Consider the following 24,888-nt stretch of genomic DNA (forward strand, 5'->3'; position numbering starts at 1 on the left):
AGCGTACCGATCGGCCGCGACACGCCGGTCTTGTGTCCACAGGGCGTAGTCTGGGCATGCGCTTAGTTGCGCGGCGGACAGCTGCTCGGCCGCGCACGACCGACGACGACGAGGAGGCACGGTTGATCGAGCTCGAGGAACTGCCCGAGCTGGTCGACCCGGTGATGATCGCGGCCTTCGAGGGCTGGAACGACGCCGCGGACGCGGCCTCGAACGCCGTGCGTCATCTGGCCGAGGTCCTCGACGCGGACCTGTTCGGTGCGATGGACGCCGAGGATTACTACGACTTTCAGGTCAACCGGCCGATGCTCGCCCTCGCGGAGGACGGCGAGCGCGAGCTGGTGTGGCCGACCACGCGCTTCTCGGTGGCCCGGGTCCCGGTCGCGGCGCACGACGGCGCCGTGCCCGGCGCGGAAGGCACCGCGGAGGGCGAGCCGCGGGTGCGCGACGTCGTGCTGGTGCACGGCATCGAGCCCAACATGCGCTGGCAGTCCTTCTCCGAGGAGCTGTTCGACCTGGCCAGGGATCTCGGCGTGAGCACGGTGGTGGTGCTCGGCGCGCTGCTCGCGGACGTGCCGCACACCCGCCCGGTGCCGGTCAGCGGCTCGTCCGGCGACCAGGAGCTGGCCACGGCGCACGGCCTGGAGTCCCCGACGTACCAGGGTCCGACCGGCATCAACGGCGTGCTGCAGGAGCTGGCCAGGCAGGAGGAGATCCCGCTGATCTCCTTCTGGGCCGCGGTTCCGCACTACGTGGCCCAGGCGCCCTGCCCGAAGGCCACGCTCGCGCTGATCCGCCGGCTGGAGGACGTGCTCGACCTGGCCATCCCCGCGGGCGACCTGCCGCAGGAGGCGCAGGACTGGGAGTCCGGCGTGGACGAGCTGGCCGGCGAGGACTCGGAGGTCGCGGAGTACGTGCGCAGCCTCGAGGAGGCCAAGGACACCGCGGACCTGCCCGAGGCCAGCGGCGAGGCGATCGCCCTGGAGTTCGAGCGCTACCTGCGCCGGCACGAGCGCCGGAGGCGCGGCGGCGAGGACGGCCCCGTCGGGCTCTGAGCTCGGGCTGAGTAGTCCTTTCAGTCTTTCCTGATTCACCACTTTCGTCCGCTTTCTCATGTCGGCATGATCGACACGGGGAGGCGGACTTTTTGGCGTTCAGGGGGCGCCTTGACGCAACCTTTCGGCTGCCATACAGTGGCAACTGTTAGGTTGCCACACCGAGGAGGCAGTCATGGGATTCCCCGATCGCATCGAGAGAACAGTCGACCTGGCCCATCGGCCGGCCAAGGTCTGGACGGCGCTGACCACGGCCGACGGCCTCGGCGCCTGGTTCGGCCAGCAGGCCACGATCGACCTGCGGCCGGGCGGGGCGGGCCAGATGAAGTTCGGCAACGGCCACACCGCGCAGATGCGGGTGGAGCGCGTGGAGGTGCAGACCGTCTTCGGCTACACCTGGCACATCTACGGGCTTCCGGAGGACGACCCGCGCCGCACGTACGTGGAGTTCACCCTGGAGCCGACCGCCGTCGGCACGAGGCTGACCGTCGTCGAGTCCGGCTTCGCGCAGCTGTCCGCGGAGGCGCACGACACGGCGTTCAACGGCAACACCCAGGGCTGGGCCAGCGAACTGGGCGAGCTCGTCGAATACCTCGATGCCGACGTCTGACACCGAGGCGGTCGCCGAGCAGGTCTTCGTGGCCCTCGGCGACCCCACCCGGCGCGCCATCCTGGCGTCGCTGGCCTCGGGCGGGCCGGCCACGGTCACGGATCTGGCCGGCCGGCTCCCGATCACCCGTCAGGCGATCGCCAAGCATCTCACCCTGCTGTCCGAAGCCGGGCTGGTGACGGCGGAACCCGGTGAACGGCGCCGCGTGCGCTACCGGCTCCGCTCGGCGCCGATGCAGGTGGCACAGCAGTTCCTGGCCGCGTTGGCGCACGACTGGGACGGCTCGCTCGATCGGCTGAAGGACCACCTCGATCACCTCATTGAGGAGGACTGATGGTGAACTTGGCTTCGCGGCGCACGCCAACGTCGGCGCTGGTGCTGACGGCGACGTTCGCACTGGCCGCCGCGTGCTGGGTGGCCGCGGCCCGGCTGATGGACGGAATGGACATGGGCATCGCGACGACGCCCGGAACGTTCGGGTTCTTCGCGGCGGCCTGGGTGGCGATGACGGCGGCGATGATGCTGCCGGGTGCCGCCCCGGCGATCGCCAGATACGCGGGAACGCGCGGCACCCTGTCCGCCGCGACGCTGTTCGCCGTGCCCTACCTGGCCGTCTGGACGTTCGCGGGCGTCGTGGCGTTCGCACTGGACCGGCCGCACGGCGCGACCGTCGCCGGCGCGACGGTGATCGCGGCGGGCTGCTACGAACTCACGCCGGTCAAGCGGCACTTCCGTCGGCGCTGTCGTGAGGATGTCGGCGACGGGCTGGGCTACGGGCTGTGCTGCGTCGGGTCGACCGTCGGGCTGATGGCGATGCTGGTCGCGCTCGACGTGATGAGCCTGTTCTGGATGGCGCTCATCACGCTCCTGGCAACCGCCCAGAAGCTGCTGACCCCGAAGCTCGCGATCGACGTGCCGCTGGCACTGGCGCTCATCGGGCTCGGAATCCTGATCGTGATCGCTCCGGGAACGGTCCCGGGGACAAGCTAGGAAGGAGAAAGGCGATGACCGCTCACAAGACGGGGACACGCGAGGAGTGGCTGGCCGCGCGGCTGGAGCTGCTCGACGCGGAGAAGGAGCACACCCGGCGCGCCGACGAGTTGGCGCGGCAGCGGCAGGAACTGCCCTGGGTCAGGGTGGACAAGGACTACCGCTTCGAGTCCGAGGAGGGGCCGGCATCGCTCGCCGACCTGTTCCGGGGGCGCTCGCAGCTCATCATCTATCACTTCATGTTCGGCCCCGACTACACGGCCGGGTGCCCGTCCTGCTCGGCGATCGCGGACGGCTTCAACGGCTTCGAGGTGCACCTGGCCAACCACGACGTCGCGTTCTCCGCGGTCTCGCGGGCCCCGTTCGCCAAGCTCGACGAGTACCGGAAGCGGATGGGCTGGAGCTTCCCGTGGGCCTCGTCCCACGGCAGCGACTTCAACTTCGACTTCGGGGCGGCGCACACGAAGGAGGAGTGGGACTCCGGCCTGGCGAGGTACAACTTCGCCGAACAGGACATCCGGCCGACCACGGCGGAGCAGCAGAGTTCCCTCGACGACTTCGCCCAGTCGATCGTCGACACGGACTGGCGGACCTACCGCTCCGAGGGCCCCGGCATGAGCGCCTTCGCCGTGCAGGACGGCACTGTCTTCCACACCTACTCGGCGTATTCGCGCGGACTGGACGGCCTGTGGGGCATGTACCAGTGGCTCGACAGGGCGCCGCGCGGCCGCAACGAGGACGGCGTGTGGTGGCGTCGCCACGACGAGTACGACAAGTAATACGGAGAAAGAGCGATACGAAGAAGAGCAACGCGGATCAGGATCGGACTCGTGCTCTGCGCATGAGTCCGATCCTGATCATTCGTCAGAGCGCCACGCCGAGCAGGGCGTCGAGGGCGCGGGCGGCGAGGCCGGGGGCTCCGGGATCGGCGGTGGCGCCCGAAGCGGGGCCCACGAGCACTGATTCGGCCCACTCGTCCATGGCCTTGAGGGCGCCGGGGGCGTCGAGGTCGTCGGCCAGGCGCTCGCGCAACTCGGCGAGCAGCGCGTCGGCGGACGGGGCGTCGGGACGGCTGACGGCCTCGCGCCAGCGGGCGAGCCGCGCCTCGGCGCGCTCCAGGTCCGCGGCGTGCCACTCCCAGTCCGTCCGGTGGTGGTGGGCCAGCAGCGCCAGCCGGATCGCGATCGGGTCGTGGCCCTCGGCGCGCAACTTGGAGACGAAGACGAGGTTGCCGCGCGACTTCGACATCTTCTCGCCGTCCAGGCCGACCATGCCGGCGTGCACGTAGGCGTGCGCGAAGGGCCGCTCACCGGTGACGACCTGGGCCTCGGCCGCACCCATCTCGTGGTGCGGGAACGCCAGATCGCTACCGCCGCCCTGCACGTCGATGCCCGCGCCCAGATACTCAAGCGCGATCGCGGCACACTCGATATGCCAGCCCGGCCGGCCCTTGCCGAGCGCAGTCCCCCAGGACGGCTCGCCGGGACGCTCGGCCAGCCACAGCAGGCAGTCCAGCGGATGCCGCTTGCCCGGCCGATCCGGATCGCCGCCCCGCTCCGCGAAGATCTTCTCGCGCAGGCCCGGGTCGAGCCGCGAGACGCTGCCGAAGTCCGGGTCCGCGTGCACGTCGAAGTAAATGTCCTGATCGACGTGGTACGCCGCGCCCTGCTCGAGCAGCCGCTGCACCAGCGTGACGACCAGGCCGATCGACTCGACGGCGCCGATGTACCGGTACGGCGGCAGGATCCGCAGCGCGGTCATGTCCTCGCGGAACAGCGCGGTCTCGCGCATGGCGAGCACCTGCCAGTCGTCCTGGTCGCGCTCGGCCCGCTCCAGCAGCGGGTCGTCGACGTCTGTCACGTTCTGCACGTAGCGCACGTCGTATCCGGCATCCAGCCAGGCCCGCTGTACCAGATCGAAGGCCAGGTAGGTGGCCGCGTGCCCGAGGTGGGTGGCATCGTACGGAGTGATACCGCAGACGTAGATCCTGGCCGGACCGTCCGCGGCGGGGCGGGCGGGGGTGTCGACGAGGCCGCCGGCCGAGGAGTCGTAGAGCCGCGGCGGCTGCCCGAGTCCGGGCAGTTTGGGCAGGTGGGTGGTAGGCCAGGCATCCATACCGACTAACTTACCCTGCGTTGATCGGCGCCATTTCCGTCCAGGCGGTGACGGAACTCACCGCGAATTCACACCGGCGGCCAGGGCACCGGGCGCATCCGGCCGTCCGGTCCCGGCAGCGCGCCGACCGCGAGCAGCTCCTCGATCCGCTCCCGGAAGGCCGCGAGCTCCGCGCGGGTCAGCAGCTCGGCCAGCCGCCCGGCGAGCTGCTCGTCGTCGCGCAGCTTCTCCAACTCGGCGCGCTCGACCGGCTCGAGCTCGCGGTCGGCGAAGCCCCACAGCAGGGTGCGGAGTTTGTCCTCGGCGTGGAAGGTCAGGCCGTGGTCGATGCCGAGCACCGTGCCGTCGGCGAGCGGCAGCAGGTGGCCGCCCTTGCGGTCGGCGTTGTTGACCACGACGTCGAACAGCGCGATCCGGCGCAGCGCCGGTCCGTCGCGGTGTGCCAGGACCGCGTCCGAGCCGTCGGAGAGCTGCACGGCCAGCACCGGGCACCAGTCCTCGGCGTCCTGGGAACGCAGATCCTTGAGAACGGTCACCGCGCCGGACAGGTCCGTGTCCTCGATCCACTGCTGCACCATGCCGCGGCCGAACGGACCGTCGCGCTCGATCGTGCACGGCACGATGCGCCAGCCCGCGGCCTCGCTCACCGCGTACGCCGCAAGTTCGCGGGCCGCGAGGGTGCCGTCCGGGAAGTCGTGCAGCGGCCGCTCGCCCGCGACCGGCTTGTAGACGCAGGCCACGCTCGCGCCGTCGAGCTCGACGCGGCAGTAGAGCGTCGCGTTGGAGGCCTCGGTGAGCCTGCCCTCGACGGTGAGCTCGCCCCCCCGCAGCAGCCGCTCGATCCCGTTCATCGCGTCAGGTCCCCCGTCCATCGCTGTGCTCACCCGGTCCGGCGGCGGTAGCCGTTCTGCCGCGGGCAGACGTGGCCGTCGGGATCGAGCGGGAGGCCGCAGAGCGGGCACGGCGGGCGTCCGGCGGCGACCACGGCGTCGGCCCGGGCGGCGAAGGCGCGGGCCTGGCCGCCGGTGATGTAGACCCGCAGCGCGTCCGGCGCCTCGGCGAACAGATCGTCGGACAGCGGCTCGGCGGCGTCCTCCACCTCGGTCACCGCGCCGGCCTCGATCACGATCCGGGAGTGCGACTCGTCCCACGCGAGGGCGAGCGAGCCGACCCGGAAATCCTCCAGGATCGGCTGCTCGAGCGGGGCGGTGTCGGACAGGCCGGCCGGCACGGTCTCCGGGATCCCGGAGACGGCCCCGGTCCGCCGCACGATCTCGTCCAGCAGCTCGCCGAGGCGCGTGGCCAGCAGCGATACCTGCTCCTTCTCCATCGCCACGGAGGTGACCCGGGACCCGGAGCGCGCCTGCAGGTAGAACGTGCGGTTGCCCGGTTCGCCGACGGTGCCGGCGACGAACCGCTCAGGCGGGTCGTACACGAACAGCTGCCTAGGCACAGGTACCGGGCCTCCCAAGAGTGCTCGAAGCGCATTCGGCGGACGGCTTCGTAGGCTTACCGTACAACGGATCTCTTGTCACGAGCCCGCCCCTCCGCCCACGGGCGCGTCACCCGCCTCACCTGCCTCGGACGCCGGTTCCATCGCACGGATCAGGGCACTCACGTCGCCGCCGACGTCGTTGAGCCGCAGCACGCTCGGCCGGGTTCCGTGGTAGCGGATCACGGTCAGCGAGCAGGGGTCGACGTGGATGCGCTGGAACAGATCCAGGTGCAGTCCGAGGGCGTCGGCCGCGATCGCCTTGATCACGTCGCCGTGCGAGACGACGGCGTAGGTGGCCTGCTCGCCGAGCTTGGCGTTCCAGGCGCGCACGGCGGCGACCGCGCGGGCGGAGAGCGCGGCCAGCGACTCGCCGTCCGGGAACGCGGCGGCGGCGGGGTGCGCCTGCACGACGCGCCACAGCGGCTCCTCGGCCAGCGACTTCAGCGGCCGTCCCGACCAGGTGCCGTAGTCGCACTCGGTGAACCGCTCGTCCACCTCGAACAGGGTGCCCTCGCGCGCGGCGACCAGGCGTTCCGCGGTCTGCCTGGTGCGTTCTAGCGGGCTGGAGACGACGGCGTCGAGGTGCACGGGCATGAGCCGGGCGGCGAGCTCGACGGCCTGCGTCTCGCCGTGCTCGTCGAGGTTCACCCCGGGTGTGCGCCCGGCCAGCACTCCGGCGGTGTTCGCGGTGCTGCGGCCGTGTCGGACAAGCAGAACTGTGGTCATCGGAGCCAAGCCTACGCCGCGGCGCCGCGCAGCCTCGCAGCCGTGCCGAGCGCGGCGAGGCGCTCGTCCTGGGTCGCGGCGAACGGGGTGAGCGAGAGGGTGGTCACGCCCGCGGCCTCGAAGTCGGCCATCCGCCGGGCGATCCGCTCCGGCGAGCCGAGCAGCGAGGTGGCGTCGATGAACTCCAGCGGGACCGCGGCGGCGGCGTTGCGGTGCTCGCGGGCCAGGTAGAGCTCCTGGACCCGGGCGGCCTCCTTCTCGAAGCCCATGCGGCAGGCGAGCTGGTTGTAGAAGTTCTGCTCGCGGCTGCCCATGCCGCCGATGTAGAGCGCGGCGTACCAGCGCACCTGCTCGGCGGCGCGCTCCACGTCCTCGTCCACGACGATCGGGACGGTGGGCACGACGTCGAACCCTTCCATGGTCTTGCCGATCTTCTCCCGGCCGGCCCGGATCGCGGCGAGCTGCTCGGCGGCGTGCCGCGGGCTGAAGAAGACGGCGAGCCAGCCGTCCGCGATCTCGCCGGCGAGCTCGAGGTTCTTCGGGCCGACGGCGGCGAGGTAGACCGGGATGTGCTCGCGGACCGGGTGCACCGTCAGCTGGATCCGCTTGCCCGGGCCGTCCGGCAGCGGGAGCTGGAAGTGCTTGCCCTGGTACTCGAGCTTCTTCCGGGTGAAGGCGAGGTTGATGATGTCCACGTACTCGCGGGTGCGGCCGAGCGGGGCGGCGAAGCGCACGCCGTGCCAGCCCTCGGAGACCTGCGGTCCGGATACGCCGAGGCCGAGCCGGAAGCGGCCGCCGGACAGCGAGTCGAGGGTGGCGGCGGTCATCGCGGTCATCGCCGGGGTGCGCGCCGGGATCTGGAAGACGGCCGAGCCGATGTCGATCCGCTCGGTCTGCGCGGCGACCCAGGACAGCACGGTGGCCGCGTCCGAGCCGTACGCCTCGGCGGCCCAGCAGACCGCGTATCCGAGGCGGTCGGCCTCGCGGGCCAGCGCGAGGTTGTCGCCGTCGTTGCCCGCGCCCCAGTACCCGAGGTTCACACCCAGCTTCATCGATGGTCCTTACCGTGTCGGCTCGTGGTCGGCCCGTGCAGCGTCCCGCGGATCACCCTACTCGTAGGTAACATCGGGGGGAAGGCGGCGCGGCCCTCGTCAGGCGGCCTTCCCTTGTAGGCCGAACGGGTGTGCGCGTTACGACGCCGCCGCCGGACGAGTGACAGCCCCTTCACCTGTCGGCCGAGCCCGGTAGATTTCCTGGCATGGAGCAACGGCATCTGGGGCACACCGGCCTGCGCGTGTCCCGACTCGGTCTGGGCACGATGGGCTGGGGCCGGGACACGGACGAGGGCGAGGCGGCCGACCTGCTCAAGGCGTACCTCGACGCGGGCGGCAACCTGGTGGACACCGCGGACGTGTACGGCGAGGGCGAGGCCGAGACCCTGCTCGGGCGGCTGGTCGAGGGCATCAGGGACGAGATCGTGATCGCCACCAAGGCCGTCTCGGTGCCGCTCAGCGACCGGCGGTTCGACGCCTCGCGGCGGCATCTGCTGGCGGCGCTGGACGCCTCGCTGGAGCGGCTCGGCACCGACTACGTGGACGTCTGGCAGCTGCACGCGTACGACGACCGGACGCCGATGGAGGAGACCCTCGCGGCCCTGGACACCGCGGTGCACTCGGGCAAGGCGCGGTACGTCGGCGTGGCGAACTACTCTGGCTGGCAGCTGGCCGCCGCCGCGTCCTGGCAGAAGGCCGTGCCGGGACGCGCGCCGATCGCCTCGGTGCAGATGGAGTATTCGCTGCTGCAGCGCGGGATCGAGCGCGAGGTGGGTCCGGCGGCCGAGGCGCTGGGCGTCGGGCTGCTGCCCTGGTCCCCGCTCGGCCGCGGCGTGCTGACCGGCAAGTACCGGATGGGCATGCCCTCGGACTCGCGGGCGGCCTCGGACCGCTTCTCGGGCTTCGTGGAGCCGTACCTGAACGAGGAGTCGCGGCGGATCGTGGACGCGGTCGCGACGGCCTCGGACGGTCTCGGCGTGGCTCCGCTGGAGGTCGCGCTGGCCTGGGTGCGCGACCGGACCGGGGTGGTGGCGCCGATCGTCGGCGCGCGCACTCCGGCGCAACTGCGCGGCGCGCTCGCCGCGGAGGAACTGACGTTGCCCCGGGAGATCCGGTCGGCGCTCGACGACGTGTCGGCGCCCGCGATGGACTACCCGGATCACGGCTGGAACAGGGGTTAGGAACGCATGGAGCGGGACGAGGGCGGGGCCGGCGAGAAGTCGCGCGAGGCCGCGGGCGAGAGCGACGCCGCCGCGCGGCAGCGGGCGGCGAAGATCGCGGCCCAGCGCGCGGCGGCCGACGCGGCGATCTCGGCGGTGGCCGGCGGGCGCCAGGCACTGACCGCGATGACCTCGGCATCGGCCGCGGCGGCGAAGGCGGCCAGGATGGTCGAGACCAAGCGGATCGCGGAACGCGAGGCGCTGGCGGCCGAGGACGTGGAGCAGGACGAGGCGGTGGCCACTCAGGAGGGTGCTGCCGCTCAGGAGGCTGCGGAAGTCGTCCAGTCGGCCGTCGCGGCGGTCGCGGATGAGTACGAGCCGGAGCCGGAGTCCGTGCCTGAGGTCGAGGCTGAGATTGAGCCCGCGCCCGCGCCGGAAACCGAAGCCCCCGCTGTGATCGCGGCGCCCGGGGAGCCTGCCGCGCGGGTGCCGCGGCGGCGGCAGAAGCCCGCGTACGCCGCGCCGGCCAACGGTGCGCCGCCGGTCTTCGATGAGGCGATCACGCGCTGGCTGTCCGCCGAAGGGGCGCCCGCGTCCTTCGCGCGGCAGTTGCGAGCGGAGTTCGGCGAGGGCGAGGAGGCGTCGGGCCGACTGGTCGAGAATCCCTGGCTGGTGCTCGAAGTCCCGGGCGTGCAGCCCGCCGCCGCCGACAATCTCGCGCGGCTGCTGCTCGGCATCGACGCGCGGGACAAGCTGACGGCGGACGCGCGGCGCAGCCGGGCGCTCGTCAGTGCCCTGCTTCGCCGGGCGGCTCGGCTCGGGCACACGGCCGTGACCGCCGACGCGGTGGCCCGGGACCTCGGCGGTCTCGGCGTGCCGGATCCGGCGGGGGCGATCGCCGACGCCGTCGAGGCGGGAACCGCGCTCGTCTTCGCGGACCGGCTCGCCCTGGCCGCGGCCGCGGAGCAGGCGCAAGGACAGGGGCAGGGGCAGGCGGCGGACGGCGACGCGGAGTTCGAGGCCGTGGACACCGCGGACGACGATGATCCCGCGAGCATGCTGACCAGCCCGTACACGCTGCTGGCGCTCGACCAGTGGGCGTTCCTCGAGCAGTCGGCGGCCGAGGCGGTGCAGCGGCTACTGGCCACGGCGACCCCCGTCGAGCAGGGTGCTGGTTTCGACCTCGCGGACGCGGCCGGCTCGGACGCCGCGGAGATCGAGCGGGTCGGCCGAGTGATCGAGGCGGTGGCCGGCAGCGGCCTGACCCTGGTCACCGGCGGCGCGGCCGAGCTGTCCGGCCGGGTGGCCGCGGCGTTCCCCGGCGCGGTGCTGGCGAGCCCGAGCCCGGCCGGGCTGCGCGCGTTGGCCGCGGCCGGATTCGACGCCGTCGATCTCAGGACCCTGAACGACGACGAGGACCGGTACGCGCCCGCCGCGGTCGTCGTGATCGCGGACGCGCAGCTCGTGCCGCTGGAGCTCGGCGTCGACCTGCTGGAGCTGCTGTCGGACGGAACCCACCTCGTGCTGTGCGGCGACCCGATCGCGCTGCCCGCGAGCGGTCCCGGGCGGCTGTTCCGCGACCTGATGGAGATCGACGATCCGGAGTTCGGCGGCAGCGTGCCGCGGATCGAGCTCAAGAAACGGCCGACCGGTCCGCTGACGGCGCTGGTCGACGCGGTGCGCTACGGCGGTCTGCCGCCGATGGAGATCCTCGGCGAGGGCCAGTCGAACGAGGTGAAGATCATCCCGGTGCGCGACCCGGCCGAGACCCGGCTGCGGACCGTGCAGCTCGTGGCCGACTCCATCCCGCGCGCGCTCGGCCTCTCCGGAGCTCAGGTGCAGGCGATCGCGGTGCGCGAACAGGGTCCGGCCGGAGCCGACGACCTGAACGCGGCACTGAAGGAGCGGCTGAACCCCGGGCCGGGCGCGTGCGGCGGCTTCGACGCCGGAGACCGCGTCGTCGTGCGCGAGGGCGGCCGGCTCGTGGAGTTCGGGCTGCTCGGCGGCGAGACCGGGACGGTGGCGGAAGCGGAAGCCGGCGGGCTCATCCTGCGGCTCGATGAGCCGTGGGTCGGGCCGGAGGACGAGGAAGGCGACGCGGAGGCGGCGGGCAGCGGGACCGTGCGGCTCGATCCGGCGGCCGCGCGGGCGCTGCGGCACGCCTGGGCGCTGACGCTGCGTGAGGCGCAGGGCGGAAGCTGGCCCGCGGTCGTCGCCGTGTTGGACGGCGGCTCGGCCTCGGCCCTGACGCGGTCCGCGGTCGTGGGAGCCTTCGCGCCCGCGACGCAGCACCTGTCCGTGGTGCACGGCGCGGGCCAGGCGCTCGCCGAGGCAGTGGAACAGCGTCCGCACACGCCGTGCCGCACGCGCCTCGCCCAAGCGCTGCGGGGCTGAGGATGATCGACGACATACGTCCCGTCACCTGGCACGACGGCGCGGTCCGGATCATCGACCAGACCGCGCTGCCTGCGCGGCTGACGTATGTCGATCTCACGAGCGTCGACGAGCTGATCGCCGCGATCCGGCGGCTCGCGGTGCGCGGAGCCCCGGCGCTCGGCGTGGCCGGGGCATACGGCGTCGCCCTGGCACTGTTGCGCGACGATCATGACCAGATCCGTGACCGGATCGCGGCTCTGCGCGCCGCCCGGCCGACCGCCGTCAACCTGGCGGCAGGCGTCGATCGGGCGGCCGCTCGTATCGACGAGGGCTTCGACGCCGTGCTCGAAGAGGCGCATGCGGTCCTCGACGAGGACCTCGCGGCCAACCGCACGCTCTCCGCGCTCGGCGCCGACTGGCTGCTGGCGCGGCTCGAAGACTCCGGAGCGAGCACCCGCCGCCCGCTGCGCCTGCTGACGCACTGCAACGCGGGCGCGCTCGCGACCGCCGGTTGCGGCACGGCGCTCGGCGTCGTCCGCGAACTGCACGCGCGCGGCCTGGTCGAGGTCGTCTACGTGGACGAGACCCGCCCGCTGCTGCAAGGCTCACGGCTCACCGCTTGGGAGCTCGCCCGCCTCGGCATCCCGCACCTCGTCCAAGCCGACTCCGCCGCCGCGAGCACCATCGTCACAGGACACGTCGACGCTGCCATCGTCGGCGCCGATCGAGTAGCCGCCAACGGCGACACGGCCAACAAGATCGGCACTCTCGGCGTGGCGCTCGCCTGCGCCCACGCCGGAGTCCCCTTCCTCGTCGCCGCCCCCACCAGCACCGTCGACCTTCGCACCGCCTCGGGCGCCGACATCCACGTCGAGCTACGCGACGAGGCCGAGGTCCTCGGCCGCGCCGCCCCCCGCGAGTCCCGCGCCCACAACCCCGCCTTCGACGTCACCCCCGCCGCCCTGGTCAGCGCCCTGACAACGGAGCGCGGAGTCGCCGAGATCGCCAGCGGCGAACTGCCCGGCTCGCTCTGGAAACCCTGAGCTGAGGGCCGCCCGAGGAGCGAAGCTCCTCGGGCGGCCCGACTCGAAAGCCACTGCCGCCCACGCGAGCCGAGAACAGCGTCAGCCGGGCGCCGCTTGATCATCACAGTCGCGAAGCGGCGACTATCCGAACGCAAAGCGACAACGCACGGGCCGCCAAGCTCGACGTCGTCGCCAGCACAGTTCCGGCCACCGAACCTGGAACCGCCCAACCCAGCACCCACCCCCGCGAGCCACTGCCGCCCACGCGAGCCGAGAACCGCCCGAGCCGGGCGCCGCTTGATCATCACAGTCGCGAAGCAGCGACTTCCTAGCCGGGGAGCATGTCCTCGGCTTCTTCGAGTTCGTCCTCGTCCTCGTCGTCCTCATCGTCGGAGTCCTCGTCGATGACGTCGTCGCGGTACAGCACGAGTTCGGCGTCGACCTCCGAGAAGGGGTCGTCGTGCCAGCCGACGACGCCCTCGGGGTCGGCGGCGACGACCCACATCGTGGAGTCGGCGGGCTGCAGGCCGAGCTCGTCGGCGCGGTAGGCGATCTCGTCGGCGTCGTAGGAGTCGAAGATGTCGAGCAGGGCGGTGCGGGTCGTCGCGGTCTCCGGGTCCACGCCCTCGGCCGCGGTGCGCGCGGCGGCCGTGAGGGCGTCGGGGTCGGCGACGAGGTAGTCGCGGCGGATGAAGACCGACAGGGCCTCGACCTCGTCGGGGCCGGCGTACTCCGGTTCCGAATCGGTCATCACCTCGAAGGGAGTGACCTCGTCGTGCACGGCGTAGAGCAGCTCGTCGTACTCCTCGGCCGCCGCCGCGAGGGCGTCGAAGGCCTCGAGCACGGCCGGGTCGAGCTCGTCCACCCGGGACTCCACCGCCCGCAGGTGCGCGTCGATGGCGGACTTCAGGGCCTCCGCGGCCTGCCGGACCTCGGCGGGCGTGGCGGTGGTCGGGACCCCGGCGAGCGGAGTCGGGATCGACGGCTGTGTGACGGACGACGACGTCTCAGGCATGGCACGACGGTATCCGAACGGCGTGCCTGTTGGCACCTTGAATGGCGGGCGAGTGACGGGCCGTGACTCCGGCGTCCGGAACCGAACGCGCGGCTGTGCCAGGTTCCGGACGCTGCCGCGGCGGGACCGAGGCCGAGACCTGGGCCTCGGCGCCCGGCGGACCCCCGGTCGCGGGGCCGCGGAAAAGGGCGATTACGCTGCCATCCGGAAGGACTCCGCTCACCACGCCCCGAGGATGCCCGCCATGACCGAGACGACCGCGGTCCCGCCCGTCGCCTTCAGCACCCGTCCGCCGCTGCTCAAGGCCTACGTCGTGCTCGCCTGGATCACCGGAACCGCGATCACGATCCTGGAGCTCGTCGCGCTTCCGCTGAAGTGGTGGGCGAACTCGCCTGGGCTCGGCAACGGGCTCGGCATCGTGCACGGCATGGGCCTCTACCCGCTGTACGTGATCATCTGCCTGGTAGTCGCCTTCCGCTACCGGGTGTCCATCCCGCACATGGCGGTGATGGCGCTGGCCGGCCTGCTGCCCGTCGCCTCGCCGCTGGTCGCGCACTGGACGCTGCGGCACATCGACCGGCGCGACGCCGAGATGGCCGCGAAGGACGCCGCGCGGGCCGAGCGGGTCGCGCAGAAGAAGGCGGCCAAGCAGGCCGCGGCCACCGCGGAATCCGAAGCGCTGCCCTCCGCCTGACCCCGGTGGGATAGGCGATTCGGACAGGACGGATACTGGCAGTCGTGTCGAGTACCGAAGCACCGACGGTCGCGTCGTCCCCAGCTGACTCAGCCGAGGACGGGACCGAGGACGTGCTGGTGCTGGTCCCCCGGCTCACGCCCGAGGACCTGCGCCGGCCGCGCTGGCTGGCGGCGCACGTCGGGATCCTGGTGCTGATGATCGCCTTCGCGCTGCTCGGCCGCTGGCAGTGGGACGTCGGGCACAAGGTGGCGCCGCTCACGACGGCCGAACTCCAGGCCTGGCGCACGCCAGAGCCGGTGGGCTCCGTGATCACGGCGGCGAGCGGGCTGAACGGCACCCAGGTCGGGCAGGCGATCGCGGCGACGGGCACGTACGACTCGGCCCGGCAGTTGCTCGTGCCGGGGCGCGTACTGAACGGGCACACCGGCTACTACGTGCTCACGCCGCTGGTCACCGGCTCGGGCGAGGCAGTGCTCGTGAACCGGGGCTTCCTGTCGGCGTCCGGCGGGACGGTGCCCGCGATTCCCGCGGCGCCGAAGGGGCGGATCTCGATCACGGGCTGGGCCGCCGAGCCGGAGTCCACCACCGGCGAGGTCAACGCCAACGGCATCTCCGAGACGCAGGCGTCGGGGAAGGTCACGGCGGCGGACGAGATCCAGTACATCTCCCCCGCCGAACTGGTGAACCAGTGGCCTTACCACCTCAACGACGGCTACGTGACAGCGACCGACCCGGCTTCGCTCGCCGGTGGTCTGCAACTCGTCGCGGCCCCGCTGCCCCCGCACGGCACCACATGGGACGCGCTGAACGTCTGCTACGCGTTCCAGTGGTGGCTGTTCATCGGGATTCTCGGGTCTTGGTACGTGGTCCATCTCCGGCGGGAACTGCGGGGCGTGCCCGTCGGCGCGGTGGATGACGACGGCGACGAAGAGGACGACGACGAGGACTAGGCCGTGAGCAGCTTGCCGAAGCGGCGGGCCGCGATCGCGAGGCCGCCCAGGGCCATCACCGCCAGGTAGAGGCAGCGCAGCAGCAGACTCGGCCCGACCACGCCGAGCATCAGGCCCCGGACGATCTCGATGCCCTGGTACAGCGGCGTGATCTCCACGAACAGCTGCAGCCCGCGCGGGTAGACGCCGAGCGGGAAGAACGTGGTGGAGAACAGGAACATCGGCATCATCAATAGGTTGACGACCTCGAAGTCCTGCCAGGACTTCATGAACGTCGCGATCGCCATGCCGAGCCCGGCGAAGCCGAGGCCGATGAGCAGCGCGGCCGGGATCGCGAGCACCGCCCAGGGCGAGGCGAGCACGCCGAAGAACGCGGCCACGATGGTGAAGGCCACCGCGTAGAAGCCGCCGCGCATCAGGCACCAGGCCAGCTCGCCGAGCGCGATGTCCGGCGGGGTCAGCGGCGTGGCGAGTACGGCCTCGTAGACCTTGCCGTACTTGAGCCGGAAGAAGATGCCGAAGGTGGCGTCGTACATGGCGCCGTTCATCGCGGCGGTGGCGAGCAGCGCTGGGGCCACGAAGTGCACGTAGGTGATCGGCCCGCCGCCCGGCCCGGTCACGTTCGGGATCAGCTGGCCCAGGCCGACGCCGAGGGAGAGCAGATAGAAGATCGGCTCCAGGGCGCCGGTGAGGAACAGCAGCCACATGCGCCGGTAGGAGACGATGTTGCGCTCCACCAGGCGCAGCGATCGGCGGGTGCCGAAGGCGCCGGGCAGCCGGGGCGCCACCCGAGGTTGCAGCGCGTACGAGGTCATGGCTTGGTTTGTCTCTCCGGTCAGCGTTCGAGGTAGAGGCGGCGGGTGAAGCTGCGGCGGGCCAGCGCGATGCCCACGGCAAGTGCGACGAGCAGGTAGCCGAGGTGGATCGCGGCGGAGGCCGCCGTCACCGTGCCGAGGGTCAGTTCGCGGCACAGTTCGACGCCGTGCCACAGCGGGGTGGCGAAGGCGATCGGGTGCATCCACGCGGGCAGCTGCTGCCAGGGGAAGAAGGTGCCGGAGAACAGGAACAGCGGCGTCATGACGAAGCGGAAGACCACCATCAGCGGCTGGTCGTTCTCCAGCGTGATCGAGTACGCCATCATCGGGAACAGGAAGGCCGCGCCCGTCAGCAGCGCCACCGGCAGGGCGAACACGGCCCAGAGCGAGTGCGTGGTGCCGAAACCGACCATGGCTGCGAAGAAGACCACGGACATGCCCGCGGTGCGCGCGAGTCCCTGCATGGCCGTGCCGAACATGATGTCCTGCGGGCGCTGCGGGGTGTTGACTGCGGCCCAGTAGTTCCCGGCCCACTTGACGCTGCCGAGCACGGTGAAGGAGCCCTCGAAGATGCCGTTCTGCATCGCGGTCGCGGCCAGCACTCCGGGCGCGATGAACGACAGGTAGCTCACGCCGCCGGGCAGCCCGTGCGTGATCAGCGTGCCGATGCCGACGCCCATCGCGGTCAGGTACATGACCGGGCCGAGGATCGCGGACATCACGGTGCCGCGCCAGGTGCGGTAGAAGAACGTGTACCAGTACAGGAACTGACGCCAGCTCAGCGCGAGGCCGCCGGGCACCGTTCGAGAGCGCTCGGTGGCCGCCGCCGACGCCGCGGCGCTGATGGTCTCGGTGCTCACGTCAGTCCACCAGCGTCCGGCCGGTCAGGTGCAGGAAGACGTCCTCCAGCGTGGAGCGCCGCACCAGCGCGGTGAGCGGTTCCAGGCCGCGGCGGTACGCCTCGGTCAGCGCCGCCTCGCCGTCGTCGGCGTACACCAGGACGCGATCCGGCAGGGGTTCGAGCCGCTCGCCGATGCCGGCGAGCTTCTCCGCGGCCTGCTCCTGCTCGCCGAGCGGGAAGCGCAGCTCAAGCACCTCGCGGGTGGCGTAGCGCTCGATCAGCTCGCGCGGCGCGCCCTCGGCGGCGATCCGGCCCTTGTCCATCACCACGAGGCGGTCGCACAGCTGCTCCGCCTCGTCCATGTAGTGCGTGGTGAGAATCAGGGTCGTGCCCTGCTGCTTGAGCCGGTAGAGCCGGTCCCAGACCACGTGCCGCGCCTGCGGATCGAGCCCGGTGGTCGGCTCGTCCAGAATCAGGATCTCCGGATCGTTGATCAGCGCGCGGGCGATGGTCAGCCGCCGCTTCATGCCGCCGGACAGCGGCTCCACCTTGTCCTCGGCCCGGTCGGTGAGCTGCACGAAATCGAGCAGCCGCGCGGCGCGTTCGCGGATGACGGCGCGCGGCAGGCCGAAATACCGGCCGTAGACCTGCATGTTGTCGCGCACCCGCATCTCCACGTCCAGCGTGTCCTCCTGCGGGACGACGCCGAGCCGGGCGCGGATCTGCGGCCCCGCGGTGTTCGGGTCGAGGCCGAACAGGCTCAGATGACCGCCGCCCACGGGTGATACGCAGCCGATCATGCGCATGGTCGTGGACTTGCCGGCGCCGTTCGGGCCGAGGAAGCCGAACACCTCGCCGCGCCGGACCTCGAAGTCGATGCCGGCGACCGCGGTAAAGGCTTCGCCATGCTTCTTGGGGAACGTCTTGACCAGGCCCTGGGCCCTGATGAGAACTTCCGCTGCGGGGATGGGTTCGGACACCCTTCCGACGTTACCGGGGAGGTCCGACACTTCTCGACACGTTATTCTTTGAGCTGCGGTTTAGCCCGGCTTCCTCAGGTTGGCTTCACGTGCCGCTGTTATCTTGCCAGCTCCCCGCAAGAGAGATGGACTAGAGGCTCATGCTCCTTACCGAGCGGATTCCCACCTCAGATCCCGTTCCCGCGACGGAGGACGATCAACCCACCAACCGGGTCGACGTCACCGTCGTGCTTCCCTGCTTCAACGAGCAGGATCACGTCCTGCTGGAAATAGCGCGGATCACCGAGGCCCTCGACACGAGCGAGTTCAGCTATGAGCTGCTCGTGATCGACGACGCGTCGACCGACAACACCCTCGAGGTGCTGCAGAAGGCGCAGGAGAACTACCCGCACATGCGGCTCGAGCCGTTCCAGCGCAATGGCGGCACCGGCACCGCGCGACGCATCGGCACGCAGATCGCGCACGGCGAGATCGTCGTCTGGACCGACGCCGACATGAGCTACCCGAACGAGCGCATCCCGGAGTTGGTGCGCCACCTCAAGGAGAACCCGCGGATCGACCAGGTCGTCGGCGCGCGGACCTCCGAGGAGGGTTCGCACAAGTTCCTGCGCGTGCCCGCCAAGTTCGTGATCCGGAAGATCGCCGAGCGGCTGATCAACCAGAAGATCCCGGACCTGAACTCGGGTATGCGCGCGATGCGCCGGGAGGTGGCGCTGCCGTACCTGCGGCTGCTGCCCCCCGGGTTCTCCTGCGTCACCACGATCACCATGGCCTTCCTGGCGAACCAGCACGACATCTTCTACGTGCCCATCGATTACTCGAAGCGGGCCGGTAAGTCGAAGTTCAAGTTCGTCAAGGACGCCTACCGCTACATCCTCCAGGTGCTGCGGATGGTGATGTACTTCAACCCGATCAAGGTTCTGCTGCCGCCGGCACTGTGGCTGATCGGGATCGGCGTGGTCAAGGCCGTCTACGACCTGATCGCGCACCCGTTCAAGATCGCCGAGAACACGATCCTGCTGTTCCTCACCGGTCTGATCATCGCGTCGCTGGCCCTGCTCGCGGACCTGATCGTCCGCTCCCGCGGGGAGTGACACGGCTTTAAGCGGCACAAAGGAGCCGGCCCCGGGATTTCAATCCCGGGGCCGGCTCCTTTTGTTCGTAGACCTCTAGACCTCGGCTTCCCGGCGCCGCTTGCGCCGCGGCCACCACCACGCTTCGGCGACCACGGCGCCGATCAGGATGACGAACGTGGCCCCGGTCAGGGCGAGTCCGAGGCGGGCGTGCGGGGCCGAGTAGGTCAGCGTGACGACGTGCTTTCCCGCGGGCACCTGCACGGCCACGACGCCCTGGTCCGCGGCCCGCAGCACGGCGCTCCGGCCGTCCACGGTCGCCTTCCAGCCGACCTGGTCCGCGTCTGCGACGACGAGGTAGCCGGCGCCCTGCGCGTCCACGGTGGTGCTGACCACGTCGTTGCCGTCCTGGTCCACGCTCACGCTCGCCGGGGCGCCGCTCGCGGCCGGCCCGGACTTCGACAGCACGACCTCGTTCGCGCCGACGCCGCCCGAAGCCAGCAGGCTGACACGCTGGCTCTGGTCGGTGACGACCGTGGCCGTCGAGGCCCAGCGGATCCGCTGCTGGGCGTTGAGCCGCTGGTAGATCGCCGAGTCGCCGACGTGCACGAGTTCGAGGCCGTCGCTCTGTCCGGCCACCGCGCTGAGTGCGGGCGAACCCGCGTCCGCCTGGACGTCGATCGGCTTGCCGCCGTGCCAGGTGAGCGTCGCGGTGTACGTCGTGCCCGCCGCCTGTGTGTCGGCCGCGACCGGGACCTCGAAGAGCGAGCCCGCGCTCATCGTCGCCTGGAGGGTGTCCGCGAGCCGACTGGTCTGCGCGACGGTGGCGCCGGATGCGTTGCGCACCACGACGTCCAGTGAGTCGCTCTTCGTCGTCGTGACGGTGCCGACCGGCGTGACCCCGACCCCGCGCAGGCGACCGGTGACCGGGACTGCGACGGTGACCGACTGACCGGGCTTCAGTTGGTACGTGCTGCCGTCGGTCTTGGCGCTGACCTGCTTGCCCAGTACCGAGTCCGCGAGCGAGGTGACCCAGTACTTCGCGGCGAGCTGGTCCAGGATCGGGCTGGTCGCGGTGTCCTGGTTCTCCGGGAAGTCGACGTAGGTCTCGTACTGGATCACGCCGTCCGGGATGGCGTTGATCATCGCGCCGAAGCTCTGGTTGATGAAGTTGTGGCCGTTGACGGCGCGCAGCGGATAGGCGCTGTTGGTGCCGAAGACCATGCCGGTCGAGGTCGACGCGTAGCGATTCTCGCCGAGGTTGGCGGTGAGGTACGAGTGCGTGTCGGTGACCGGGTAGAAGGTGCTCACCGGCGAGCGCGGGAAGAACTCCGAGGCGAAGACAGAGCTCTGCCAGGCCAGCAGCAGCGGAAGGGCCGCGGCGGCGGTGAAGCGGACGCCGCGGGTGAGGTTGCCGAGGTCGAGCGTATGGTGCGGGTCGCGACTTCCGCGGCCGGTGTACCAGAGCACGACGACGCACACGATCGCGGCCAATGTGAAGGCCCCGGCGTACGCCATCTGGTGCTTGAACAGGCTCAGCGCGGCGCTACGGCCGATCGCCGCCGCACCCGCGTGCTTGGCGTCCGAGTAGCCGGTGACCAGGACGCCGATGAACACGCCGAACGTGGCCAGGCCGATGAAGGCGGGCCAGAGCAGGCGCAGGCGGTGCGGGGTCACCGATTCGCCGGACTCGCCGGATTCGGCAGCGGCCTCGCGGCGACGCGTCAGCACGTCGTACCCGATCGCGACGAGCACGGCGAGCAGGAAGCCGAGAATGCTGCGGGAGCGGCCGATGAAGTTCTGCCCGAAGACCGTGCGAATGACGGGCGTGTCCTGCAGCACCGCGAGCGGAGCGCCGCCGACGTAGATCAGCAGCAGCCAGATGGCGGTCGCGGAGGCGACGAAGGTCCACACCGTGCGCGGCAGCAGCGGTCGCGCACGCCAGGGCAGGGCCACCGCGACGAGAGCCAGGACGAGCGCCACAGCACCGATGTAGTCGATGCTCTCGATGGCGTTCGGCGACAGATAGAAGTAGTTCGATTCCGTGTTGCCGGTGCCGACCGCCCAGGGTGCGACGAGCGTCAGCAGCGTCGTCGCATCGAGGTGCTGGTCGGACGTCTGGCTGCGGCCGATGATGACCCAGGTCTTCATGAACCCGAGGAACGGCAGCAACTGGAACGCGACCAGGCCCACGCCGCCCACGATCCCGCCGACGTAGCCGAGCGCGGTCAGCAGCAGCCGGCGCAGGCTGTCCAGCTTGTGGCGGTGCATCGCGACCAGCCGGGCCAGCACGTACAGGCTCGCCGTGATTCCCGCGTAGCCCGTGACCGCGGGGAATCCGCCGAGCAGCATGGAGGCGATCGGAATCGAGATCAGCACGGCGTCCCGCACCCGCCGGGTCTGCAGGAAGCGTTCGGCGGTCCAGAACAGCGCGGGGATGAACGCGGCCGTGCGGCTCTGCGGGAAGTCGACCCACATGACCATGAATCCGCTGCCGACGAACGCGAGTCCGCCGATCAGCCCGGCGACGCGGGACAGTCCCAGGCGCCTGAGGAACAGGAACGAGCCGCCCGCGGCGCAGATGATGATCAGCAGTTCGGTGTACGCCGGGCCCATCCACGTCGGCAGCACGTAGTACGGCACGGTGAGCGGGGAGAACAGCGCGTCGTTGGGGACCGAGCCGAGCGTGCCGCCGGCGTCGTTGTTCGGGTCCCAGCCCGCGAACTGGCCGTTCTCCAGGGCCTTCTTGAACACGATCGTGCCGGGGATCGCCGAGGTGTACGTGTCGTACTGCAGCGCGTTGCTGGCGACGGTCTCGTTGTATCCCGCCTGCGCGTACGGGCTCGCCTGGACCATGTTGCCGGTCGCCGCCGTGGTCGCGCCGCCGATCAGCGGGCTGCCGATGCCCCAGGCCGCGAACAGCGCGATGGCGAAGACGGCGAGCGCGGTGGCCAGACGCGGTCGCCGCAAGCGCCGGCGTCGCGCGCCCGGCGTGCTGTCCGGCGACGGCTCCCCGGGATCGTTGGCCACTCCTACCCCCGTACCGTGCGCATCGTGGTCTCGGGTCTCACTGCTCAAGTCGTGTCCAAGGGAGAGATCGCGGGGATTCGGGGCGGACATAGTAGCGCTCGCGGATGATGGCGCCGCTTCAGGGAGCGAGCCGCTCCACCAACGTTTCGACTACAGCGGAGCAGCCGAAGCGCTCGAGCACGGCGTCGTGCGCGCGCTTGCGGGCCGCGGCCAGTTCGTCGCGGTCCTCGGCCAGCCGGTTCAGCGCGTCGGCGAGGGCGGTGGCGTCGCCGGGCGGGACGTACACGGCGCCGTCACCGAGCGCGCGGCGCTGCGGCGCGGTGTCCGAGGTGACGATCGCGCATCCGGCCGCCGCGCCCTGGAAGACCTTGTTCGGGACCACGCGCAGCGCCTTGGGGCCGGTGCCGAAGATGCCGAGGCACACGTCGTGCGCGGCGACCAGCGCGGGCAGTTCGGTGGAGTCGACCCACTCGATCCACTTCGTCGGGCAGCCGCCCTCGGCCGCCTTGCGGGTGGCCTCGAACTCCTGCCCGTGGCCGACCATCGTGGCCTCGATCGGCGCGCCCGCGAGCTTGCTGAGCGCCTCGCCGATCACGGGTGCGCCCTGCAGCGGCGTATAGAGGCCGAAGAACGCGACGCGCAGCGGCCCGTCCTCGCTCCCGTGACTCGGCGCGTCCTGCGCCGGGGCGGCCGCGAACCAGTCCTCCGGCGCGCCGACCGGGACGACCACGCCGCGGCCGCGGTGCTCCTCGGGCAGGTTGGCGAGGTGCTCGTCGGTGTCCACGACGATGACGTCCGCCGACTTCAGGGCGCCGGCGTCGATCGCGGTCAGCAGCTTGGGCTTGAGCCCGCCGCCGGACAGGTTGCGGTCCCGCGCGGTGTCGCCGGCGCCGATCAGATGGTCGAGGACGATCGTCTTGCGGCGGAACAGGATGCGCGCGAGGCGCACGTCGAAGTGGCCCATGTACCCGACGACGATCGCGTCCGGGGTCGGTCCGCGCCGCGAGCCGACGGCCAGCCGGAACCAGCAGGAGGCGAGCCGCCAGCCGAGCACCGGCAGCCGCCAGGGCTGGGCCAGGATCGCCACCCGGGAGGCCGTGTCCAGGCCGAGCGGCGCGTTGCATTCGGCCACGTCGTGGCCGTGCGCCCGAAGCCCCTCGGCGAGCACACCCACCCGCGGGTGGGACTTCACGTCGTACGTGCCGAAGAACAGGATCCGCATGGCACCACACAGTAGGCCATTCACTGTGCATCCTGGGAATAGGCCCACGCGTGTGTATTTGCTGGTCGCTCAGGATCTGCGCGTATGCTCTCGGGCATGCCTGAACCTCGCACCACGGAGACGGTGCGGTCCGCCGCCGTCCCCGACGCCGCCGCGCGCGCCGACGAGCCCGAGCAGGGCCCCGCGCCTGCGTGGCGTCACGCAGTCGGTACCGTGCTGCGAACGGTGGAGAGCCGCACGTTCAAGCTGCTGTTCGTGCTGGCGATGGTCGGGCTCGGGATCTACTCCGTGACCAGCCAGTGGACCGATTTCAGCCGGGGCATCGACCGGCTCGGCGTGGTCGCGGCGATCGAGGCGCTGGCCTTCGTCGTGCTCAGCCTGCTGCTGACCCTCGAGGTGTGGCGCTCGCTGCTGTCCGCGGCGGGTTCGAGGCTGCCGATCCGCGCGTCCGCACGGATCTTCTTCATCGGGCAGCTCGGCAAGTACATTCCGGGCTCGGTCTGGCCGGTGCTCGCGCAGATGGAGCTCGGCCGCACGTACAAGGTGCCGCGGCAGCGCTCGGCGACCACCGCGATGCTCGCGATGATGATCGGGCTCACGTCCGGGCTGCTGGCCACGCTCATCGGCCTGCCGTTCATGGCGGGCGGCTCGGCGCACACGTACTGGTGGGCGTTCCTGTTCATCCCGCCGCTGCTGGTCTGCCTGCACCCGAAGGTGCTCAACCCGGTGATCGCGTACGGCCTCAGGCTGCTGCGCAAGCCCGCGCCGGAGACGCCGCTCACCGGCCGCGTGATCGGCACCGCTATCGCGGTCAACGTGGCCTCGTGGTTCTGCTACGGCCTGCAGATCTGGGTGATGACGGCGCGGCTCGGCCACGGCGGCGGCTCCGCGCTGCTCTCCGCGGTCGGCGCGTACGCGCTCGCCTGGTGCGTGGGCTTCCTGATCGTGCTCGCCCCGGCCGGCGCCGGAATCAGGGAGCTGATCCTGATCGCCGAGCTCTCGCCGATGGTGGGCAGCGGCGCCGCGACCGCGATCGCGCTGGTCTCCCGCGGCCTGACGATGCTCGCCGACCTGGCCGGAGCCGGGGTGGCCGCGCTGCTCGGTCGCGGCACGGCCGACCCGTCCCCGGCGCCGTCCGAAGACGCCGCGTAGTCCTCGTTGCAGTCCTAGTTCGCGGGGTAGTTCGGGCCCGCGCCGCGGCCGCGGTCGACCAGCGCGTCGCGGATCTCGGTGAGCAGCTCCACCTCGGTCGGCCCGGCCGGGGTGTCCAGCTTCGCGGGCAGGCCGCGGCGGACCCGGGCGCGCTCGTTGAGCTTGTTGATCGGCAGCACGATGAAGAAGTACACCCCGATCGCGATCAGCAGGAACGAGATCACGGCATTGATGAACGAGCCGTAGAGGATCTTCGAGTTGTGCACGGTCCAGACGAGCCTGCTGTAGTCCGGCTTGCCGAAGATCGCGGCGATCAGCGGCGTGATGATGTCGCCCACCAAGGCATTGACGATGGCGCCGAACGCGGCGCCCATGACCACCGCGACGGCCAGTTCCACGACGTTCCCGCGGGCGATGAACTCCTTGAAGCCCCTGAGCATGATTTCCCCTTGTCAACCTTGGCGGATTCGGTTCGCGCTGCCAACGACGGGGCCGCTGAAAGGTCACCT

At 71.2% G+C, this 24,888-nt stretch carries 24 protein-coding genes; 12 read left to right on the forward strand and 12 right to left on the reverse strand.

Annotated features, from left to right (window positions below; translation table 11 throughout):
- Positions 1 to 122: 122 nt before the first annotated feature.
- From VG296_RS28990 to VG296_RS29010, 5 genes are all read left to right on the forward strand, one after another.
- Positions 123 to 1,055 (forward strand): PAC2 family protein, encoded by a 933-nt coding sequence (locus tag VG296_RS28990; protein WP_325571522.1) that lies wholly within the window; start codon positions 123 to 125, stop codon positions 1,053 to 1,055.
- Positions 1,056 to 1,230: 175 nt separating this feature from the next.
- The gene (locus VG296_RS28995; protein WP_325571524.1) at positions 1,231 to 1,665 is read left to right on the forward strand and encodes an SRPBCC domain-containing protein; all 435 of its coding nucleotides are present in this window, start codon (positions 1,231 to 1,233) and stop codon (positions 1,663 to 1,665) included.
- The gene (locus VG296_RS29000) at positions 1,652 to 1,999 is read left to right on the forward strand and encodes a metalloregulator ArsR/SmtB family transcription factor (protein WP_325571526.1); all 348 of its coding nucleotides are present in this window, start codon (positions 1,652 to 1,654) and stop codon (positions 1,997 to 1,999) included. The genes VG296_RS28995 and VG296_RS29000 overlap by 14 nt, the downstream gene beginning before the upstream one ends.
- Positions 1,999 to 2,655 carry a DUF2182 domain-containing protein gene (locus VG296_RS29005; RefSeq protein ID WP_325571528.1) on the forward strand — a complete coding sequence of 219 codons (657 nt, stop codon included), beginning with the start codon at positions 1,999 to 2,001 and terminating at the stop codon, positions 2,653 to 2,655. The genes VG296_RS29000 and VG296_RS29005 overlap by 1 nt, the downstream gene beginning before the upstream one ends.
- Positions 2,656 to 2,669: 14 nt before the next feature.
- Positions 2,670 to 3,434: a DUF899 domain-containing protein gene (locus VG296_RS29010; RefSeq protein WP_325571530.1), complete on the forward strand. Its 765-nt coding sequence runs from the start codon at positions 2,670 to 2,672 to the stop codon at positions 3,432 to 3,434.
- 85 nt (positions 3,435 to 3,519) lie between these two features.
- On the opposite strand, the gene mshC is transcribed toward VG296_RS29010, so the two are convergent.
- The 5 genes from mshC to VG296_RS29035 all read right to left on the reverse strand — a co-directional run bounded on the left by mshC (position 3,520) and on the right by VG296_RS29035 (position 8,043).
- Positions 3,520 to 4,770 (reverse strand): cysteine--1-D-myo-inosityl 2-amino-2-deoxy-alpha-D-glucopyranoside ligase, encoded by a 1,251-nt coding sequence (gene mshC / locus VG296_RS29015; protein WP_325571532.1) that lies wholly within the window; start codon positions 4,768 to 4,770, stop codon positions 3,520 to 3,522.
- A gap of 68 nt (positions 4,771 to 4,838) precedes the next feature.
- Positions 4,839 to 5,642 (reverse strand): SCO1664 family protein, encoded by an 804-nt coding sequence (locus VG296_RS29020; RefSeq protein WP_325571534.1) that lies wholly within the window; start codon positions 5,640 to 5,642, stop codon positions 4,839 to 4,841.
- 8 nt (positions 5,643 to 5,650) lie between these two features.
- A complete protein-coding gene (locus VG296_RS29025; RefSeq protein ID WP_325571536.1) occupies positions 5,651 to 6,223 on the reverse strand; it encodes a DUF3090 family protein in 573 nt (190 codons plus the stop codon).
- 78 nt (positions 6,224 to 6,301) lie between these two features.
- Complete coding sequence (locus tag VG296_RS29030; RefSeq protein ID WP_325571538.1) at positions 6,302 to 6,991, reverse strand: MSMEG_4193 family putative phosphomutase; 690 nt, start codon at positions 6,989 to 6,991, stop codon at positions 6,302 to 6,304.
- An 11-nt stretch (positions 6,992 to 7,002) separates the two neighbouring features.
- On the reverse strand, positions 7,003 to 8,043 hold the full coding sequence (locus tag VG296_RS29035; RefSeq protein WP_325571540.1) for an LLM class F420-dependent oxidoreductase: 1,041 nt from the start codon (positions 8,041 to 8,043) through the stop codon (positions 7,003 to 7,005).
- 206 nt (positions 8,044 to 8,249) lie between these two features.
- Between VG296_RS29035 and VG296_RS29040 the strand changes: the two genes are divergently transcribed.
- The 3 genes from VG296_RS29040 to mtnA are packed head-to-tail and all read left to right on the forward strand — an operon-like array spanning position 8,250 to position 12,622.
- On the forward strand, positions 8,250 to 9,224 hold the full coding sequence (locus VG296_RS29040) for an aldo/keto reductase (RefSeq protein WP_325571542.1): 975 nt from the start codon (positions 8,250 to 8,252) through the stop codon (positions 9,222 to 9,224).
- A 6-nt stretch (positions 9,225 to 9,230) separates the two neighbouring features.
- Entirely contained in the window at positions 9,231 to 11,597 is a 2,367-nt protein-coding gene (locus VG296_RS29045) for a hypothetical protein (protein ID WP_325571544.1), read from the forward strand.
- Between the two features lie 2 nt (positions 11,598 to 11,599).
- On the forward strand, positions 11,600 to 12,622 hold the full coding sequence (gene mtnA, locus VG296_RS29050) for an S-methyl-5-thioribose-1-phosphate isomerase (protein ID WP_325571546.1): 1,023 nt from the start codon (positions 11,600 to 11,602) through the stop codon (positions 12,620 to 12,622).
- 310 nt (positions 12,623 to 12,932) lie between these two features.
- Here the strand turns inward: mtnA and VG296_RS29055 are convergent, their stop codons facing one another.
- Positions 12,933 to 13,619, reverse strand: coding sequence for a hypothetical protein (locus VG296_RS29055; RefSeq protein ID WP_325571548.1), 687 nt, complete (start codon positions 13,617 to 13,619; stop codon positions 12,933 to 12,935).
- 244 nt (positions 13,620 to 13,863) lie between these two features.
- On the opposite strand from VG296_RS29055, the gene VG296_RS29060 reads away from it, so the two are divergent.
- Complete coding sequence (locus tag VG296_RS29060; protein WP_325571550.1) at positions 13,864 to 14,313, forward strand: DUF3817 domain-containing protein; 450 nt, start codon at positions 13,864 to 13,866, stop codon at positions 14,311 to 14,313.
- Between the two features lie 44 nt (positions 14,314 to 14,357).
- Positions 14,358 to 15,266, forward strand: a complete 909-nt coding sequence (locus VG296_RS29065) for an SURF1 family protein (RefSeq protein WP_325571552.1) — start codon at positions 14,358 to 14,360, stop codon at positions 15,264 to 15,266.
- On the opposite strand, the gene VG296_RS29070 is transcribed toward VG296_RS29065, so the two are convergent.
- The 3 genes from VG296_RS29070 to VG296_RS29080 are packed head-to-tail and all read right to left on the reverse strand — an operon-like array spanning position 15,263 to position 17,902.
- Positions 15,263 to 16,081: an ABC transporter permease gene (locus VG296_RS29070; protein ID WP_325571554.1), complete on the reverse strand. Its 819-nt coding sequence runs from the start codon at positions 16,079 to 16,081 to the stop codon at positions 15,263 to 15,265. The two genes, VG296_RS29065 and VG296_RS29070, sit on opposite strands and share 4 nt — an antisense overlap.
- A 20-nt stretch (positions 16,082 to 16,101) precedes the next feature.
- Positions 16,102 to 16,941, reverse strand: a complete 840-nt coding sequence (locus VG296_RS29075; protein ID WP_325571556.1) for an ABC transporter permease — start codon at positions 16,939 to 16,941, stop codon at positions 16,102 to 16,104.
- 1 nt (position 16,942) lies between these two features.
- Positions 16,943 to 17,902, reverse strand: coding sequence for an ABC transporter ATP-binding protein (locus tag VG296_RS29080; RefSeq protein WP_325571558.1), 960 nt, complete (start codon positions 17,900 to 17,902; stop codon positions 16,943 to 16,945).
- Between the two features lie 140 nt (positions 17,903 to 18,042).
- Here VG296_RS29080 and VG296_RS29085 point away from each other — a divergent pair, with 140 nt between their 5' ends.
- A complete protein-coding gene (locus VG296_RS29085; protein WP_325571560.1) occupies positions 18,043 to 18,996 on the forward strand; it encodes a glycosyltransferase family 2 protein in 954 nt (317 codons plus the stop codon).
- Positions 18,997 to 19,071: 75 nt separating this feature from the next.
- Here VG296_RS29085 and VG296_RS29090 read toward each other — a convergent pair whose 3' ends face one another.
- Together VG296_RS29090 and VG296_RS29095 are read right to left on the reverse strand one after the other, a co-directional pair.
- Positions 19,072 to 21,945 carry a YfhO family protein gene (locus VG296_RS29090; RefSeq protein WP_325571562.1) on the reverse strand — a complete coding sequence of 958 codons (2,874 nt, stop codon included), beginning with the start codon at positions 21,943 to 21,945 and terminating at the stop codon, positions 19,072 to 19,074.
- A gap of 178 nt (positions 21,946 to 22,123) precedes the next feature.
- On the reverse strand, positions 22,124 to 23,227 hold the full coding sequence (locus VG296_RS29095) for a glycosyltransferase (RefSeq protein ID WP_325571564.1): 1,104 nt from the start codon (positions 23,225 to 23,227) through the stop codon (positions 22,124 to 22,126).
- A gap of 96 nt (positions 23,228 to 23,323) precedes the next feature.
- Between VG296_RS29095 and VG296_RS29100 the strand changes: the two genes are divergently transcribed.
- Positions 23,324 to 24,379, forward strand: coding sequence for a lysylphosphatidylglycerol synthase transmembrane domain-containing protein (locus tag VG296_RS29100; protein ID WP_325571566.1), 1,056 nt, complete (start codon positions 23,324 to 23,326; stop codon positions 24,377 to 24,379).
- Between the two features lie 14 nt (positions 24,380 to 24,393).
- Here VG296_RS29100 and mscL read toward each other — a convergent pair whose 3' ends face one another.
- A complete protein-coding gene (mscL, locus tag VG296_RS29105; RefSeq protein ID WP_325571568.1) occupies positions 24,394 to 24,819 on the reverse strand; it encodes a large conductance mechanosensitive channel protein MscL in 426 nt (141 codons plus the stop codon).
- Positions 24,820 to 24,888 lie beyond the last annotated feature (69 nt).

Source organism: Actinospica sp., from assembly GCF_035552695.1.
In the GTDB taxonomy this organism is placed as follows: domain Bacteria; phylum Actinomycetota; class Actinomycetes; order Streptomycetales; family Catenulisporaceae; genus Actinospica.